This is a genomic window from Salarchaeum sp. JOR-1 (assembly GCF_007833275.1).
Classification (GTDB): domain Archaea; phylum Halobacteriota; class Halobacteria; order Halobacteriales; family Halobacteriaceae; genus Salarchaeum.
This window is the reverse complement of record NZ_CP042241.1, coordinates 1,247,313-1,264,987: the sequence shown is the minus strand read 5'-3', so window position 1 is coordinate 1,264,987 and position 17,675 is coordinate 1,247,313. Positions and strand designations below refer to the sequence as shown.

The window sequence follows — 17,675 nt, the reverse complement described above, 5'->3', positions numbered from 1 at the left end:
GGATTATCCCCTCCGCACCTCCACACCAGACGGAATCCGCTCAGCAACTGTCACACCGGATTCGACGCAAACGTGATTCCCAATAATGGTTCCGGAATCAACGGTGACACCGCCACCAAGCAGCGTGTTGTCGCCGATGACGCCGCCCAGCCCGACATCCCGATGCACTTCATCATCAACGACAACACGTGCCGGACCGCCAACGACCGTCGTATTCGGGCCAACGGTCGCGTTCTCACCAATCACGCAGTCCTGGACGACTGCCCCCGGTTCGATCGTCGCATCGGGAAGCACCACCGCGTTTGACAGGACGGCGTTGGCGCCAACAGTGACATTCCCGCCCAGCGAGACGCGGGGGTGTACCACGGCACTCTCAGCGATGTCCGCGGAGGCAGCAACAGCGACCTCCGGGCGCGCCGACTGCGCCTCCGTCGCAATAGCGTCGTTTGTGAGGACCGCTGCGTTCACCGCGAGCAGATCCCACAGATAGGAGACGTCAAGCCAGTAGTCGCCGTACCGGACCGCCGCCACCCGCTGGTCGGCAGCCAACCGATCTAACGTCGCTGTCACCTCTAACTCGCCGGATCGAGACGTGTCTGTCGCACGCAGCGCATCAAAAATTTCCGTGTCAAACCCATACACACCAGCATTAATCACATCCGCCCGCCTCGTCTGCCGCGGCGGATTTTCCTGAATTCCCTGCACGGTCTCACCGGCGACCTCAACGACCCCATAGTTCCGTGCATTCTCAACGCGTGTCACACTCACCGCCGGCAGCTCACCAGAGTGGATCTTCTCACCGACTGCCTCGACGAGACTCGCATCAATCACCCGATCGCCATTCAATACGACAAACGCCTCATCAACGTACGGTTCAGCCTGCAACACGGCATGCCCCGTGCCAAGCTGATGGTCCTGGGATGCATACGTGATATCGACGTTCCAGTCGTCGCCATCCCCGAAATACGTCTGAATCCGGTCACGCTCATACCCAACCACAAACACCACCTCCTCAAAGCCCGCCGCAACCACGGCCTCAAGGACGTGTTCCAAAATCGGGCGATTCCCGACCGGTAACATCGGTTTCGGTCGGCGTTCGGTCAATGGGCGGAGTCGATTCCCCTCACCAGCCGCGAGTATCACTGCCTTCATCAGTTTTTGTCCTCCATCACAACCGCTCCCGGTGCCGTCCCTGTCCCCGCCGCCAACTTAACCCCGGCGTTCAGACTCGTATTAATCCCCGTCCTCACGCCATCGCCACAGATCACTCCGAGTTTCCGCCGCCCCGTATCAACACGCTCCCCCTTCACGTGCATCTGGACGGTGTCCTCGTCATGCCGGAGGTTCGCTACCGTGGTGCCCGCCCCGAAGTTCACATCGGCCCCCAACACGCTATCCCCAACGTAGGAGAGATGGCCCACGGTCGCTCCAGCTAGCAACACCGAATTTTTCACCTCAACCGCATTCCCAATCCGACAGTCCTCCCCAATCACTGTCGATCCCCGAACGTACGCATTCGGCCCGACCTCCGCGCCGGCCTTCACGACGACCGGCCCCTCAATCACCGTCCCATCACGCACGCGCGCGCCCTCTTCAACGACGACAGGGCCCTCGAGGGTGACCCGGTCCTCGACCGTGCCCGCGACGTCACGCTCAGAGTCCGCAAGCACCGCTTCGGTCGCCGCAAGTACCTCCCACGGCCGCCCCACATCAATCCACAGGCCCTCATGCTCGACCACCGTTACCGACTCGCCCCGCTCACACAGCGCCCCGATCGCATCCGTCACCTCATACTCCCCGCGCGCACTCGCCGACACGTCCTCGAGGACATCGAACACGCTCGGGGCGAACGCATACACTCCAAGATTCGCCAGCGAACTCGATGGGTTGGTGGGTTTCTCCACCAACCCCGTTAGTTCACCATCTGCTACCGACACCACGCCATAATTCGACGGGTTCTCGACTGGCATCGCCGCCAGCGCATGCCCCGCCGCGCCAGCAAGCGCCTCTACGAGTTCCGCGTCAACAATGACATCCCCATTCAACACGAGGAACCGCTCATCAATCGCCGCGCGCGCACACGCCACCGCATCAGCAGTCCCCTGTTGCTCGGCCTGTTCAACGTACGTCACGGGCACGCCCGCAAACTCATCGCCGATCTGCGCTCGCACGTCGTCCGCCCGATACCCTACCACAACCACAAACTCATCAACCACCGCCTGGCTCGCCGCCAACACATGTTCGACTAACGGCCGCCCACCAACCGGCACAAGCGGCTTCGGCCGCGTCCCAGAGATCGGCCGCAACCGCGTCCCCTCACCAGCCGCCAACACAACAGCTTGCATACCCACAAAGTAACCCAACCCCCCTAAATATATCTTGGCAGTCACACCAGTCGCACCCCACCCACCACGACCCACGGTCACTCCCCGAACGACCCACCAATACGATCGTTCTCATCCCAGACAACAGAGAGGGCGGGCGACACTCCAGGGCACTATTGTCGTCGAAGAAGAGGCGCGGGTTCGGGCAGGTGCGTATCTGGAAGGCCCAGTTATCGTGCAAGCTGGAGGTGATATTGGGCCAAACGCGTACGTCCGCGGTGCAACGGTTCTTGGATCGGGTGTCCGCGTCGGCAACGGGGTTGAGTTCAAAAATTCGCTGCTGATGGAGGAGACTGCGTGTGGCCACCTAACGTACGTTGAGGACAGCGTGCTGGGCCAAAATGTAAACTTTGGTACGGGAACGGTTGTCGCGAATCTCCGGCATGACGACGAACCAATCCGGATGCACGTAGAAGGAACAGCGGTCGATAAGGGGGCGGCGGAAGCTGGGTGTCGTCGTTGGCGATAGGGCGAAAACCGGGATTGATACGAATCTAAACGCCGGTGTAAAACTGGGCGCGGGTACAACGACTAAACCGGGGTTTCGTTTTTCCAGAGTTCTACGAGAGTGAGAAAGTCGTATAATGAGAGGACTTGGTTTGTTCCTGGAACGGATTTTGTTTGTTTCCAATATTGAATAGCAGTGAGGAATTCCTGTATTTGGACCACTCGATCAGCACCCGCGATCGCTTCGGGAATCGTAGTGTTCACAGGTATCGTCGAATCGTTCGTGTCAGACCTGGTGTATAGATGTTCGAGATGGGTCGGAAGAGTAGGTGTGTCGCGTGTGGTTACATAGCGGTTAACAGACTTGTTTACCGAGACACCAGTGACGTTTGTTATTGTCGCTTGGAAGCGACTAACGGACAGTATCTGGGATTCAGTAATCGTATTGAGACGACGGAACACATCCATCAACGTATACCTCCCATTTGTTTTATTCCGAATTCGAATATCGAGTTTGGCGAGGACTAATGCGCCTTTTTCGTATGCCGCATCTGTGGTTTGTGCGGTTGTTGCGAGCACTGCATCAGTCGGAACACCACGGACAAGGCGATCTCGGAACGTCTCGAGATCACGGTTGCCGAGTTGCCAGGCAAGATAATGGCTATAGTAGCTGGCACTACCTTCGATGAGCCACGCCATTGCCGCTGTTGTTTCCGGGAACGATTGTCGAGAATGGACATACTCATGGTACAAGACATCAGACGTGGGAGGGGTACTCGCTGAAATCCACAATGACGTGTTGTAAGAAGCACCCCCACCGCGAATCGGATGTGGCAGACTGAATACAGACACACGGGGGTCTTTAGCGCTAACGTTAAACGCTGTGCTGAGGTTTGTGAGGATACCGAGTGCTCGTGATGGATCCATCGCGAGGGTGGTGTTCCGTGGCCAAACGTAGTGGAAGGTTTGGGAGGGTGTTTGTGCAGTCCTGGAGTTGTAGGGGCCGAGTAGGAGATAGCGTGCTAGGGGTTCGTTGTCGGGCGTTGGGGTGACATAGCCGGCACCCTGAATGAGAAGTTCGTGTTGGCGGTCGGGGTTGGGTGGATAGTACGAATACCCATATCTGAGTGTTACTTGCGGGGTTCCAAGAAATGCCCAACTGTCTGTTTCAACGCGATTCACACCGAACTTCATTGACGAATTAACCGCTACGCGATAGGTGACAGTGATTGCGGAGCTGAGTGAATCATTCCACGCCCAAATCTTATTTTCAATGTGTTGTATCCCGGTCGACTGGAGGATGGTTTGCTCGGCGCCAAGGTAGAAGGTCAGATTGACGAGATTCGGTGGGGGTGTGACAGTCGCTGTAACCTGGACAGTTCCAAGTGAATCCGGCGTCCTATCGATTGAATAGTTAATCAGAATCGGAGGTGTCGGCTGCGTAGAAGCACGTGACGCGCTCGTCGGAACTGGAGTTGGCACCGACGTACTTGTATTATTGTTTGTGGTATTGTTAATCGGCGCCAAAGACGTGGGGTGGATAGCAGTTGAGGTGGTAGCGAGTCCGGCGGCTGTACTCCCAACCCCCACTGAAAGGCTGCTACCTAGAAGCAGACACAAAACCGCCACCGTACGCAGTTGCATAGGTATCCGTCATCGTCACAGAAACATATATTTACGCCCGCTATTTCGGGACTTCCGCTACGGCGTTAGTCGTGGGTGTTCGTCGGGGAGTTCTGTCCTCCGACCGGGGTGCGGTTTTTCCAGTGGGAGATCACGTCAAGGAGGGTTCGGATACCGATTTTGTGTCCAGTGCCGGGAACTGTCGTGCCTCGTTTCCAGTAAGTGACAGCTCGTAACGTTTCTCTCGTTGATATCCGTCCGTTTGAACCGGCAATGGAACTGATCACTGGTTTGCCCCCGACGTGAATCGTGATGTTTGTCGCGATCGTTTGGTTAAGGTTCGATGACGGTGTGGCTTCAGCGTGCACTGTATAGGTGCCGGCGGCGGATTCGGGGATAGTAACTGTCATCGATGGGTGGACTGTTTCCTGTGGTGCAATCGACGGCCAGATGAGTTCTTGTGTTGTGTTTTTCCAGTATCCGCCGGCCGTTGTTTTCGCAGTAACAGTCCAAGTCGGCGGGAGCGTGACATCCAGTGCAGCGCCAATTGCCGTTGACTGCGTGTTGGTAAGATTGAACGTGATGGTCATGTCTCCACCGGGAATCACAGAACTACTGGTACCGGTGAGGCGGAGACTGGCGTTCGTCCCCTCTGTGACTGTGAGGAGCCTCGTGTGGGTGACTGTACGGTTGGTTGCCGTCAGGACCTGTACGGTTACTTGATGGTCGCCCGCTGGGAATGCGTTGGTAACGGTCCGCCCCGTCGCTTCAATGTCGCCATCTGCATCGAAGTTCCACTGGACGCTCTGAATCCGATGAATTGTATCGGGCGTTGTAGCGGTGAACGTAATCGTCTCACCGCTTACTGGTGTCGATGGCGTATACGTGAATGAGATCGCCGGTCGTGTCGTGGGAATACGGAGGGTGTCTTGTTGGCCTGTCGCGGCGTCGCCGTGTTCGGTGGCTGCTGTCCGCAGCGTTGCAGTAATGTTCCCATCAACTCCGACAGCGGGTGTGTACGTCGCGATATACGTCCCGTTTTTGTGTGTGAAGTCCGTCTCAGTCAGTGTCTCGAGGCGCTGATTTTGCTGTGTGAGGCGCACCGAGATGTTGGTCAGATCAGCCCGGGAAGTGAAGGTAACACGGAGGGTGCCATTCCTGAAGTCAGCGGAGAATGCTGAAACTGCGGGCGGATCTTCCACAGGCTGTTGCGGGGGAGTAGTGTACGTCCCCCATGCATTGATTCCGCCATCGTAGTGTTTCCCAGCCCACGAGCCCTGCTGAATTTCGATGTGGTTGCCGGGCGTTCCAGCTGCAATATACTCTCGCATACTCGTCCCCCACCAGTCTTGGGCACGCACGTGATAGGTGTAGACGGCGATAAGCGGGTTGGTCGCAGTGACGCGAGTCGCCTGTGTGAACTCAATTTTCTGCACATCGCCCCGATCCAGTGAGAGAGTCCGCTCAATGCTGCCGTCCCGACCAATGTCTGCCTGGACGGTCGTGTTGGGTTGCGTGGCGATGAGATAGACGCCAGTTTTACTCGTTGCGGCTTTCGTGTTATGCGGCGGTTCAGCAGGGAGCGTATACGACGAGGCAGCCGTCGAGACTGCATCAAGGGTAACAAGGTACGTGTAATCCATGTTCGACCAGCGGGCTCGCTGGGCGACCACCTGAATACGGCCCGTCGCAGTCACATGGGTGCCTTGAGCCGGGTGTTCGACTCGCAGAATCTCGTTTGTGGTGAGTGTCCGCACGGTCTCGGACACGCCATCTGCATCTTTGTCTACACGCACCGTCGTGTGTTCTGCGGCCATGATGTAGAGTGCATCTGGCGAAACGGGGACATAGTACTCCGTACCCAGCAGTCCTGCTTCAGGAATACCATACGAGAACCGCCCATCTTCGTAGGCACCGAAGTCAGACGTCCGATACTCGTAGCGAACGTTCAGTGGCTGAGCAGCTGTGACAACCAATCCCTGCTTGGGTTTTGCAATCCGCGTTGCTTCGCCGCTCGTAACGGAGCGCGTGGTCTCGATTGTGCCGTCACCATCGCGGTCGATCTTGATCGTTGTGTTGTCGGTGGCCGTAACAAAGAGCGATGACGCCATCGCTCCCGACAGCTTCTGGGTGTTCAGCGTATACGGCACCCGGTAGGTGTAGCCGGTGGGATCCGTCGTGGTGTTCTCCTCGGCGGGACTAGTAACGAGAATCGTTTTGGTGATCGTGTCCGTGGATCCGTTGCCATCTGTTACAGTAAGGGTGACGGTATACTCGCCAGCCTCCGAGAACGTATGGGTAATTGATTCGCCAGCTTGGTCGGTATTGCTATCCCCGAGAATATCCCATGCGTAGGATTGAATGCCGGTGTCGTCTGTCGCCGCGCTGGCAGTGAACGTGACTGTTGTGGTGGTGTTCGGGTTGGTGGGTGTGTAGGAGAACGCTGCGGTTGGTGGGGTATTTGGCCCGGCTGGCGTGGAAGTTTTATTTAGTGGGTTCGATCCGTTCGCGGCTTCACTGCTGTCCGTATACCCATCGCCATCGTTGTCCGCGTCCGCGTAGTTCGCGATCCCATCGCCGTCCGTATCCTGTTTGGTCTCGCCACCAATCCCGTCCTGTTTCCAGGTCGTATCGGTGTTCGCCGTGTTTGGAGTGGGGTCGGTGCTATCGCTCCATCCGTCACCGTCAGCGTTCGTTCCAAGCGGCTGTGGGTCCGTCCCGTCAGGGACTGAATCGCCGTCGTTGTCAGGGTCAGCGTAATTCGGGGTGCCGTCGTTGTCGGTATCACGGGTGGTTTCGCCGGCAACGCCATCTCGTTTCCAAGTGCTGTCCGTGTTTGGCGTTACCGGCGTTGGGTCAATCGCATCCGGCCAAGCGTCGGCATCGTTGTTTGTGTCAGCGTAATTCGCGGTGCCATCGCCATCAGTGTCGGTTTTCGTTTCGCTGTTGAAACCGTCCGGTTGCCACGTCTTATCGGTGTTTGCCGTGAGTGGGGTTGGATCGACGCCGTCGTTCCAGCCGTCGTTGTCGTTGTTTCTGTCAGCGTAATTGTTGGTGTCGTCGCCGTCAGTGTTCGCTTTGGTCTCACTGTCTGTTCCATCCGTGGCGCCGACCCCGTCGGTGTTCTGTGTTTCTGGGGTTGGGTCGGTGTCGTCGGGCCAACCATCACCGTCGCAGTTGGCATCGTCTGGACAGGGATCCTCGCTGTTAAGGAGGCCGTCATTATCACGATCACCGGTGACCGTGACGGTGTATGTATAGACGTATTCGGATTGTTGGTCGGTCGTGGCTGTTTCGCCGATTGCAGGATCGCTCTCCCAGCCCCCGTCTTTCGCGACTGATTTCACGTAGAAGGTGTATGTTCCGCTTTCTTTAGGGGTTACTGTGAGTGTGAGTGATTTTGTTTGATCCGTTGCCCAGGGGCCGCCAACTTCGGCAAGTGGGTATTTTGATTGGACGGTAGAGCCAAGTCCGTATTTATGCCCAACGCTGGTTCCCGAGGGGAAGACGGTTGCGTAGTTGGCATTCGAGAAGTCGGTATCCGTAATTGAGATGGCATTTGCACTTGTGGCATCAGGGAATGAGACAGCGATTGATTGATATGTCGCGTCAACCCCATTATTTGTTGCGGTGACAGTAATCGTAAAGGATTCGCCAACGCGAACAGTACTCGGGGCCGAGACTTTCGTAATATCTGGTTTCGGGGAGAGGACTGGCGGCGTGGTGACGGCGTTCGTAAGGTTAGCGTAACTAGATTGGTCGGCGTTAAGGTAGATTTGAGTCCAGTAGTAGTCTGTGATAAGATGTTTCTCAAGGTCGTTGAACTCGTCTTTCAGGCGGCTGTAGTCTTTCATATTGACCTCGAAGAAATCCCAGAGGGCCCCGTCAAGATCGAAGCCCTCATCACTCCGGATGGTCGCACGAAGGTTTGCGAGATAGCGTTGTTCAGTTTTGTAGAATTGCCGGAGAAGTTCTTCGCGATTTTCAATGAGGGTTCGGCGTTCCCGGGCGGTGTCCGCGGTTTTGATTTTTCGGGTGTTCTCTGCGAGTTTACTGAGTTGCGTGTGGAATTCGGAGTACCCGGCTTCTCCGTATCCGTTGCTTAATTCGAGGAGCCGGCCCATTTTCCATTCGAAGAAGCTGATCCCACTCCAGACGCCGACCTGAACGGTTGTCCAAGTGGCGCTGGCAGGACCGCCAGCATAGTGGGTGAGCACTTCCATACCGATGTCCCGTGAGGACGTCGGCACAGTTGCTTTCGCTGCGTTCTCGATGTGGTCGGCAGAGTTGTCAAGCCAGTAGTTTTTGTTCAGTAACGTTGTCGCATACTCTGTATAGGATGGCGCAAGCGATTCAATCCCGCGAAGCGCCATTTCTTTGTCCGAGAGATCCTTGTTAATCGGCTCGTAGGAGATGGTTTTCGTCCAGGTGTTCCGGAGACCGTCACTGTCGAGATCTTCATCGTAGAGCTCAACCGTTATGGTAACGTCTTTGGCCGTGGAGGCGATTTTGGAAGCGTCAACGCTGATTTCGAAGGTGCCTGATTTCCGGTCAACATTCGGTGTTCGCTTTGTATAGTCGCCGATTGTGACTTTGAAGTAGGGCTCACCATTTCCACAAAGATATGACCATTCACAGACGCGTGTGTCAGCATTTATTTGGAGGGTGAAGTCTGCGAGGTTGCCGTCACCGTCGTCATCTTGGATATTGGTGAGGGTGATTGCACTGGCGGATGCGGCTTCACCAGTAGTGGTGGAGACGGCAATTCCGCCGACTGACATCGCAGAAACGACAATTATAAGCAGTGATAACGAGCGAACTCGCTCCCTGGAGATCACTTTAGGCATACGTCATCCCTCGAAAGACGGCATCTTCATAATTCGGGAATATTTCAACCACCACATAATAGAATAAACATCGGGGGGAGACACATCCTACGCACAGCTACACGCACACCACTCCCACCTCTGAGACCAAATTGGCGTCCGCCTCGCAATCGCTACCCACAACCACAGGAACCTCTCAGAATAATAGACTATGGCCCCAGAATCCATCCACACCCGAAATCCCTCATAATTGATAGCTCGATCACCCCCCATTAGACAGATATGTCCATAAGTGATATTTCTCCAGCAAAACAGGAGTCTGGCTAGCCCTGAAGGTCGGTTAGTCTGCCGATACCGACTACCCACTTCAGGCACCCACACAGTAACTGAACGAATTTCTGCCTACCGATTTCCTTAGAAAACATCCGAAACGACATGTAAAACTGATGTCACAATTAGAGGTTACTTGATCGGATCTATGGAGCGCATCGTGGCAAGAACCACATGGAGAGACGGAAAAAGCGAAGCCAGGTGACCCCATGGCGACGTACGAATAGTCGGCATTCTCCACAAGGCCTATTACGGACACAAGAAAACCCTGAATTGCCTCTCCACTGCACTGACATTTGAGAGGCCTGCAGGAGGCGGCATGCCAGTGGTATGCCGCCCATACTGCAGCTCATACGCACACCAAGTAGGCCAATCTACCCTCCCCCCCCACCTCGTTAAGAATCCTCTCCGGTCGTACACGTGGAAATCCGATTAGTGGCTCCGGGCCGCTACTTCACGGATGAATAAACTATATATGGTGGGGCTTTGTTATTTGGCCTGTCAGTGCAGTGGAGACTGAAGACTACCAAACCATGATACACGGTAAATATCGGACGACAGGATCTCACGCCACCGGGCGTGACGTATCGCAAACAACCACGACAGGAGGTGACGAAGGAATATGAGTGATACACGCACGAAAATTCGCTCCCTGTTCCTGACGCTCCTCATGATCGGTTCCGTCTTTGGCGGAACCATCGCATTTACCGGCGCAGCAGCGGCCACAAACAATGCTGCGGGAAATGCCAGCATTGTAGAATACGTTGGTCAAAACACGTTTGACAACGAGAAGGCCACCGTTAACGTCTCCATCAACGCGAGTACTGGCCATACGGTGAATGCCAGTTCTATCGATGTCATCGTCTCCCCGTCCGATGGGAATGACATCGTCCTCGTTAATAGCGGAGTACTCAAAAACGGGACGAGCCTGAGTAACTCGACCTTCGCGAACGGTAACAACGAAACGGTCGAGTATGTCAACGTGAGTGTCGCGCTCCCCGAAGATCTGGGGGACTATAAAGTCCAGACAAGCGCCAATACTACGAATGGCTCCACCATTTCGACAACGGTTAACGACAACTTCACCGTTGATATGGAGCCGACGCAGCTCCATGTAGAGGCCAGCGGCGCATTCGCTGTCGAGGATGGTGAGAACGTCAACCAGGCGGAATCCGATGAAATTGCTGAGGTTCGTGTGTACGCCGTGGACAAATTCGGGAATTACGTCGAAAGCTTCGATAGTTACCTCGGCAGTAGCTTCAATCAGCTTTCGTTGATTTCCGATGATAGTTCAGTCACCATCCAAAAAGGTAGCAACAAGTCAGATTCCGCAGGGTTTGAGTACGTTAATTACAGTGTCTTTGACACGCAGGTTGAGACGGTAACGCTCACTGCGTATGACACTGACAGTACGAAAGCCCTCAATTCCGGCTCTGGGCAGCTGACGTTCTCGGGTTCGATTGCGGGTGTTGAGGTCACCTCGAACGTGACGGAGATCGCCGCGAACGGTTCGGCGACTGCGAATGTCACCCTCCAGCTTGTCAACGCGAATGGCGAGCCGATCCACCGGTCTGGCGTGAATGTTGCCTGGAGCTTCGACAACGCCACTGCAGCAAACGTCTCGAGTGTACAATCTTCAGGGACCACCAGTGCGCAGGGTGAGGCGTACATCACCTTCACGGCTACCAAGCCGGGTGTCACAGTAACGATCACTGGTATTGAGCAGAAGAACGGGAATGCGGACTCCACGACGGTTGCAACCGTCACGGGTCCAATTTCCCCGAATCAGAGTTCCTTCACCGTCAGCAGCCACAAGAAAGAGTTCACTGCGCAGGTAAACAGTACCCACACGGCAACGGTTACGCTGAGAGACGGTGGTAACAACCCGATTAGCGGGGAGACTGTCAAGTTCACCGTCAACGGGACGGTTGTTGCGACGAACACTACCAACGATAAGGGTGTCGCGACGGCAAAGCTCACGCTCGGTACCGAGAAGAAGGACTACCAGATTAATGCGTCGGTTGCGGGCTGGAGTCCCGAACCATCGGTGCTCGTAGAGACGACTGCGGCGCCTGTTGAGGAACTTCAGTTCACGACTGATAGTCGTGTTGTTGCTGCGGAAAGCACCCTGGACGTAACTATCCAGGCAGTTGACGAATTCGGTAACGTCAACACGTCTGTAACCAGCGAAACGATCACGCTGAACTCCTCGGACGACAGCACGATCTTCGTCCAAGACGCGGACAACACGAAACAGATCACCAGCGGTAACGTCACGTTCACAATCGAGGCGAACGCCACGGAAGGCTCGGCGACGCTTACCGCGACGACGACGCTCGCGAACGTCACGAACACCTCCGGAACGTGGTCGATCCAGACCGCATCCCAGCTGAACGTGACCTTCACACCGGAAACCCTCACGGTTAGCGATGCGCCCGGTGCGGTCAACGCGACGAAAATCAAGGCACAGCTTGTCGGCCCCGACGGCAAGCCGCTTCCGATCGCCGGTGAGAAAATCACCTTCGGTCGGCTCTCCGGCAACGCTGCGAAGCTGAACACCACGTCGGACACAACGAACCAGAACGGTGTTGCCTGGGTGTGGGTCAACGCGACCTCGAACACGGGCACCACCGAATTCATCGCCCAGGCGCAGAACTACACCGCGCAGGGCTCGGCAACGATCACCACGACCGGGGCAGTTGACCGGCTTGTCGTCACGCCGAACAAGACGACCGTCGAACCCGGTACGAACGTCTCTGTGAGCTTCAAGTTCGTTGACTCGCAGGGCCGCACGGTTCCGTTCATGGATACGGTGTCCTTGAACACGGACCTGGGGAAGATGGTTCCGCAGACCGTTGAACTCAACGCGTCCAATGAGTTCACGGCTACGGCGATGCTGACGAACGTCAGTGCCGATGGAACGGCGACCATTACGGCGATCGCAGACTCCGCGGGCGCCGCCTCGCAGGCGACGGTTACCTTCGAGACGACGACCGCGAATGTCTCGGTCACTGACTCCACGGTCAGCAACACGACGGTTGTGACTGGTGAGAACATCACCGTGACTGCAACCGTCTCGAACACTGGAAACGCTGAAGGGTCGCTGAACGTCACCCTTTCGACGGATGGGAACGTGACGGCGAGCCAGACGGTGACTGTCGCGGCCGGCGCGACGACGACCGTTGAGTTCACGACCAGCTTCAGTGCGACTGGTAACCACACGGTCGCGGTGAACGGTCTCGCTGCGACGACCATCACGGTCAACGCAGAAGATCAGCTCACTCCGGTCGAAGAACTCGCGGCTCAGTACGACACTAACAACAATGGACAGCTCGGAACGACCGAGTTCCTCAGTGCTGTCAGTGCCTGGCAGAACGACGAGATCGGGACGTCGAACTTCCTCGAACTCGTGACGTACTGGCAGGAGAGCATGACGGTGCCGACGCCCTCCTAACGAGGCCGGCCCGTTTTCGCTCGTCGTCGATTCACGTCTTGTCTTTTTTCTTAGTGCGCGTCCCTCGCCAGGAGCGATACGTGCAGTTGTACCCGGGAGGTTCTGAAGTGGCGGGTAGGAGACGTGGTACGGAACGCAACTCAGGTAGGGGAGTGGTGGAAGGGAAACGTTAACGGTGGAGTGTCGAAAACGGGTTGGGTATGCGTCGCGTCCACATACTGATACTATTCAGTGCGTGTCTCCTCGTTGGTGTCGTTGCCATCCCGACATTGGCAGCCACGGTTGACCCGAACGAACCGAATAACGGGCTTGCGTCAGCGACAAACACGACTGAAGGCCGGTATCCAGCGAACATCACCAGCGGCGACGTTGACTATTATAAACTCGATCTGAACGCGGGTGACGTCGTGAATCTTGAAGTCAAATTCGACGAGGACGCTGGTAATCTCGGGCTGACTGTTGTCCGACCGGATGATACGTATAGTGGTGACTGGGACTCGGCCCCAGACGTTGTTGACTCTGCACAGACGGTTGATACAGACGAAGTGCTTGCCTTCACCGCGAAAGCAGATGCCACCTACTATGTGAAGGTAAACCGAGAAGGGAGTGAGTCTGCACCCGTTCCGTATACGCTGTTGTACGAACGGACGACGCCAAGCGAAGCGCAAGATGCGACCTATGAGCCGAACTATCAGTTCGGTCTCGCAGCACCCATCACTGAAAACCGGCATCCGGCAAATCTACTCGCTGGCGAGACGGACTATTACGCCATTGACCTCAATCGAGGCGATGTCCTCGACATCCGAATGAAATATGATCAATCGGCAGGTGCTCTCCGCATTGAATTGTATAAGCCCGATGGGTCCGACTACGATAGCAAACCGGATCAAATAGATTATGGAGAGGTTTACGACGATGATCGGCGCGTAGAGTATACTGCGAAACAGAACACGACCTACTACGTGAAAGTGTATGGCGAAAATGAGGATACGACAAGCGCCCCGTACACACTTCTCGTAGAACGAATCCAACCACCGGAGACAGATATCTACGAAGTGAACTTCAATACGACGCTGGCAGCCCCGATCCTTGAGGGGAACTACTCAGCCGAAGTGGTGCCAAGTGATACAGACTACTACGCATTTACGGCAGAAGCCGGTGACGTCATCAACCTCTCAGTGCTCCATACCTACGGCGACGACAGCAATCTGCAATTAGACGTCTACCGGACGGATACTGATGACTACGGCACTCAGCCAGATCATATCATCGGGTCGAACTCATGGAGTGCCAACGAATATGCGGCATTCACTGCGAAAGCGGATACAACCTATTACGTCCGTGTGACCGGGGAAGACGAACGAGATGCCGCGGACTACACCCTGCAATACGATCGGATTACGCCCGCGGAAACCGATGCATACGAACCGAACTATAACTATCAGCGTGCAGCGTGGGTGCAGGAAGGGACGCATACAGCTGAACTCCGGCCGCGTGAAACAGATTACTACAAACTTGATCTTGAGGCAGGTGACGTTGTGAAATTTGAGGCGTTCTTCAATCACAGCCAGAAGAACCTTCAAGTAGACATTTATCGGGAAGACGGGGAAGATTACGGACAACAACCCCAACATATCGAAGGATCAGAAACGTGGAGTGACAACGAACGCGTTGCGTTCACCGCGCAGAAAGGCGGGACCTACTATATTCGGGTCTACGGAGACGACGATCACGAGGTGCCGCGGAATCTCGAGTATTCGTTCTCAATCAATCGGGTTGTGCCAGCAGAAGGCGATCCGTATGAGGCGAATTACGACTATGAATCGTCGGCAGTGATTGATGCCGGATCCTTCTCCGCGGAACTGTTGTGGGGTGAACGTGATTTCTACGTGATCGGTCTCCAGAAAGGTGATATGTTGTCTGCCTCGACCGTCTTTAACGACAGCATCGAAAATCTTGATTTGCGGATTTACGCACCGGACAACAAGGACGATGGGTCGAGACCACAGTACTTCGATACGAGTGAATCGTATGATAACAACGAGCAACTGACGTTAACGGCTCCACGAACTGGGCTCTACTACATTGAAGTCTATAGTCAGAATGAGGGGCGGCAGCCGACTGCCTACGACTTGACGGTTTCGCGGACGAAAAACGAAACGACACCGATTAGTATCGAGACGAAGCAGGCTGCAACCCTTGCTGGCGAACAAGTCACCGTCTCCTACACGCTCACAAATACGTTATCGACGTCCGTCAGTGATGTCTCTCTTGATTTGGGGACGCTGCCGGGTGGCTGGCAGGTTGCCGGCCAAACCGCTGCGGGTGGCACGTGGGATGCCATCGATCTCCGCTGGCAGTGGGCAACGATGCCAGGCAATGAGACGAAGACCGTCACTATCACCTATCAAGTCCCGGACGGCGCGGTCCAAGACATTGAAGCGATCATCGGCACGACGAGTGTCGGGGGTGACATCTCAGATATTGAACCGAGTGTTATCACCGTCGGGAAGACCGATATTAACACTCGCCCCCACCCCGCGTTCACCTATCGCCCGCTGAACATTACGGCCGGGGAAACCGTTTCCTTCGACGCTAGTGCTGCAACTGATGACGGGACAATCGCCCAGTACACATGGGAGTTCCCGACGGAAACCGTCGTTACAACGGATCCAACGGTAACGCATACGTTCATGAGTTCTGGGACGGTTGCGGTGGAACTCTCCGTTGAGGACAACGAGAGTGCAAGCACCGCAACTAGCAAGACGCTCATGATCCAGGAACGCCAGGTTCCGTATTTCGAGGTGTCGTACGCTGTTCCAGATCCGAAGATTAGTACTGAACAGCGCCTCCGGGTGACCGCGTCAGTGGCGAACACCGGCGGTGCAGACGGCCAAACAAATGTCACACTCTATACGGATGGGACGAAAGCCACAACGAAGACGGTGCGTGTGCAAGAAGATTCAACAAAGGAGGTTACGTTCTTCGCGACCTTCGCAACAACGGGGACGCATACAGTCACTGTTGGGAACCGCTCCCAGACGGAGATCACAGTGGCGCAACCGGCGGATATCCATGTCAGTAACTACACCGTCAGTAAAACGACGACCGATCCCTGGGAGAAGTTCACGATAACTGCGACCGTCGTGAATGATGGTGCGGTCGCCGGTGAGACAACGGTAACCTTCCACGTTGGGTCAGAAACAACGAAGAAAACCGTCGCTGTCGAAGCCAATGCGACGACCACAGTCTCCTACACGACAAGCATTGAGACAACTGGTGAACATTCGGTGTGGGTGAATACCCAGCAACCGACAACCATCACGGTCGGCGACCAACAACCCTCCGGAGTCACCCAACTCGCCGCACAATACGATTCGAACAACAACGGACAGCTCGGAACGACCGAGTTCCTCACAACTGTACAGGCATGGCAAAACGGGAAGGTCGGGACAACGAACTTCCTCAATCTCGTCACGTACTGGCAGAACGCCAAAAGCGTGCCAACACCGTAACCGCCACCCCTGCGTTTCGAATCTGGCCGCTGGTGTCTCGGTGTTCACCAGGGGTCAGGGGTATCAGTGGTTCCCGAACGGTGTGACCTCCTCCCCGTCGTAAACGACGGGGCTTCCCACGGCACTGTACCGCTGGGTTGGGATAGTTGCTGGTTTACGACCCGTCGGCATGACGGGCCGATGGCGGGGCCACACCGCCGTTACTCCTATCCCCGGCAAGGGGACTCGGAGTTATCTTGACCGAGACACCACAGCGGTTCGAGATGTGTGTCTCGAACGTGCTGGTTCTCGGAGTCCCGATATTGTGCATTTAGGGTGGCGACGAATCGCCTCGGTGTACGTCATGCTACGACATGATTTTGCTTAAATATCCGTATTATCGTCAGAACATGGCCTGTGGTGGAATCGTCGGATTCACGCCGCCCTAAAGGGCGGGATTCTCTCCTTGAGGAAGATCGTGTCCGATGGACGTGGCCGCCAGTTACAGAGACGAGATACCGAAATTACAACTTCTGTCGCACTATCAGTCCGAATTTCATCGATACCTACCCCTTCGCAGTACTCTCTCTTCAGCACGGCTACTGTCATCGCGGCCTCGGGAAACCGCCAGTAATGCGTTGAGTGAGGAGATTGTCGTCGAGACGGTCTAAACGCTCTGTACGGGTCATCGCAGACGAAGGGACACAGATCAGTACGGCGCGTCGCAAAGCGATCGTATGGAATGCAATCAGCGTCTTCGTCCAGGCGACATGAATCTCCGGGTTCGTCCAGAGGTCGCTGACTTCAAGCAAGTCCAAGAGACACTGTCGGTATTCCTCGTCGAATTCCGAGACAGACCGCCCCGGACACTCGGTGGAAGGCATCCGAATCCGCCGTGATACCCGGGTCAAACCCCGGGACTGCCGGGTTGTTAGGACAGCCCGGCATTGTCGGTGACATCCCTCAATGAGAGACCCATGTACAGCCAATTGATATGGAGTGTGCGCTAATGTCAGACCGTCGGTACGAGGATAGGTAAGCACGCGATCGAGATTGTCCTCACTGTGAAAGAGACGGGGTCAGTTCCCATTCCGTTGTCCTACGAACTCAGTCTATA

The 17,675-nt window shown here is 55.7% G+C and carries 6 protein-coding genes and 1 pseudogene; 3 read left to right on the top strand and 4 right to left on the bottom strand.

Annotated elements, in window-relative coordinates; all coding sequences use genetic code 11:
• Positions 1–3 precede the first annotated feature (3 nt).
• Positions 4–1,152 carry a sugar phosphate nucleotidyltransferase gene (locus FQU85_RS07720; protein ID WP_145846558.1) on the bottom strand — a complete coding sequence of 383 codons (1,149 nt, stop codon included), beginning with the start codon at positions 1,150–1,152 and terminating at the stop codon, positions 4–6.
• A complete protein-coding gene (gene glmU, locus FQU85_RS07715; RefSeq protein WP_145846556.1) occupies positions 1,152–2,345 on the bottom strand; it encodes a bifunctional sugar-1-phosphate nucleotidylyltransferase/acetyltransferase in 1,194 nt (397 codons plus the stop codon). The genes FQU85_RS07720 and glmU overlap by 1 nt, the downstream gene beginning before the upstream one ends.
• A gap of 142 nt (positions 2,346–2,487) precedes the next feature.
• On the opposite strand from glmU, the pseudogene FQU85_RS13785 reads away from it, so the two are divergent.
• Positions 2,488–2,956, top strand: a pseudogene (locus tag FQU85_RS13785) (glucose-1-phosphate thymidylyltransferase); the annotation flags it as partial.
• Here FQU85_RS13785 and FQU85_RS07705 read toward each other — a convergent pair.
• The gene (locus FQU85_RS07705; protein ID WP_145846554.1) at positions 2,916–4,475 is read right to left on the bottom strand and encodes a hypothetical protein; all 1,560 of its coding nucleotides are present in this window, start codon (positions 4,473–4,475) and stop codon (positions 2,916–2,918) included. The pseudogene FQU85_RS13785 and the gene FQU85_RS07705 overlap by 41 nt on opposite strands.
• A gap of 65 nt (positions 4,476–4,540) precedes the next feature.
• Positions 4,541–9,301: a PKD domain-containing protein gene (locus FQU85_RS07700; protein ID WP_145846551.1), complete on the bottom strand. Its 4,761-nt coding sequence runs from the start codon at positions 9,299–9,301 to the stop codon at positions 4,541–4,543.
• A 931-nt stretch (positions 9,302–10,232) separates the two neighbouring features.
• On the opposite strand from FQU85_RS07700, the gene FQU85_RS07695 reads away from it, so the two are divergent.
• Both FQU85_RS07695 and FQU85_RS13840 read left to right on the top strand, forming a co-directional pair.
• Positions 10,233–13,064, top strand: coding sequence for an S-layer family protein (locus FQU85_RS07695; RefSeq protein WP_145846549.1), 2,832 nt, complete (start codon positions 10,233–10,235; stop codon positions 13,062–13,064).
• Positions 13,065–13,264: 200 nt separating this feature from the next.
• Positions 13,265–16,579 (top strand): pre-peptidase C-terminal domain-containing protein, encoded by a 3,315-nt coding sequence (locus tag FQU85_RS13840; RefSeq protein WP_145846547.1) that lies wholly within the window; start codon positions 13,265–13,267, stop codon positions 16,577–16,579.
• Positions 16,580–17,675 lie beyond the last annotated feature (1,096 nt).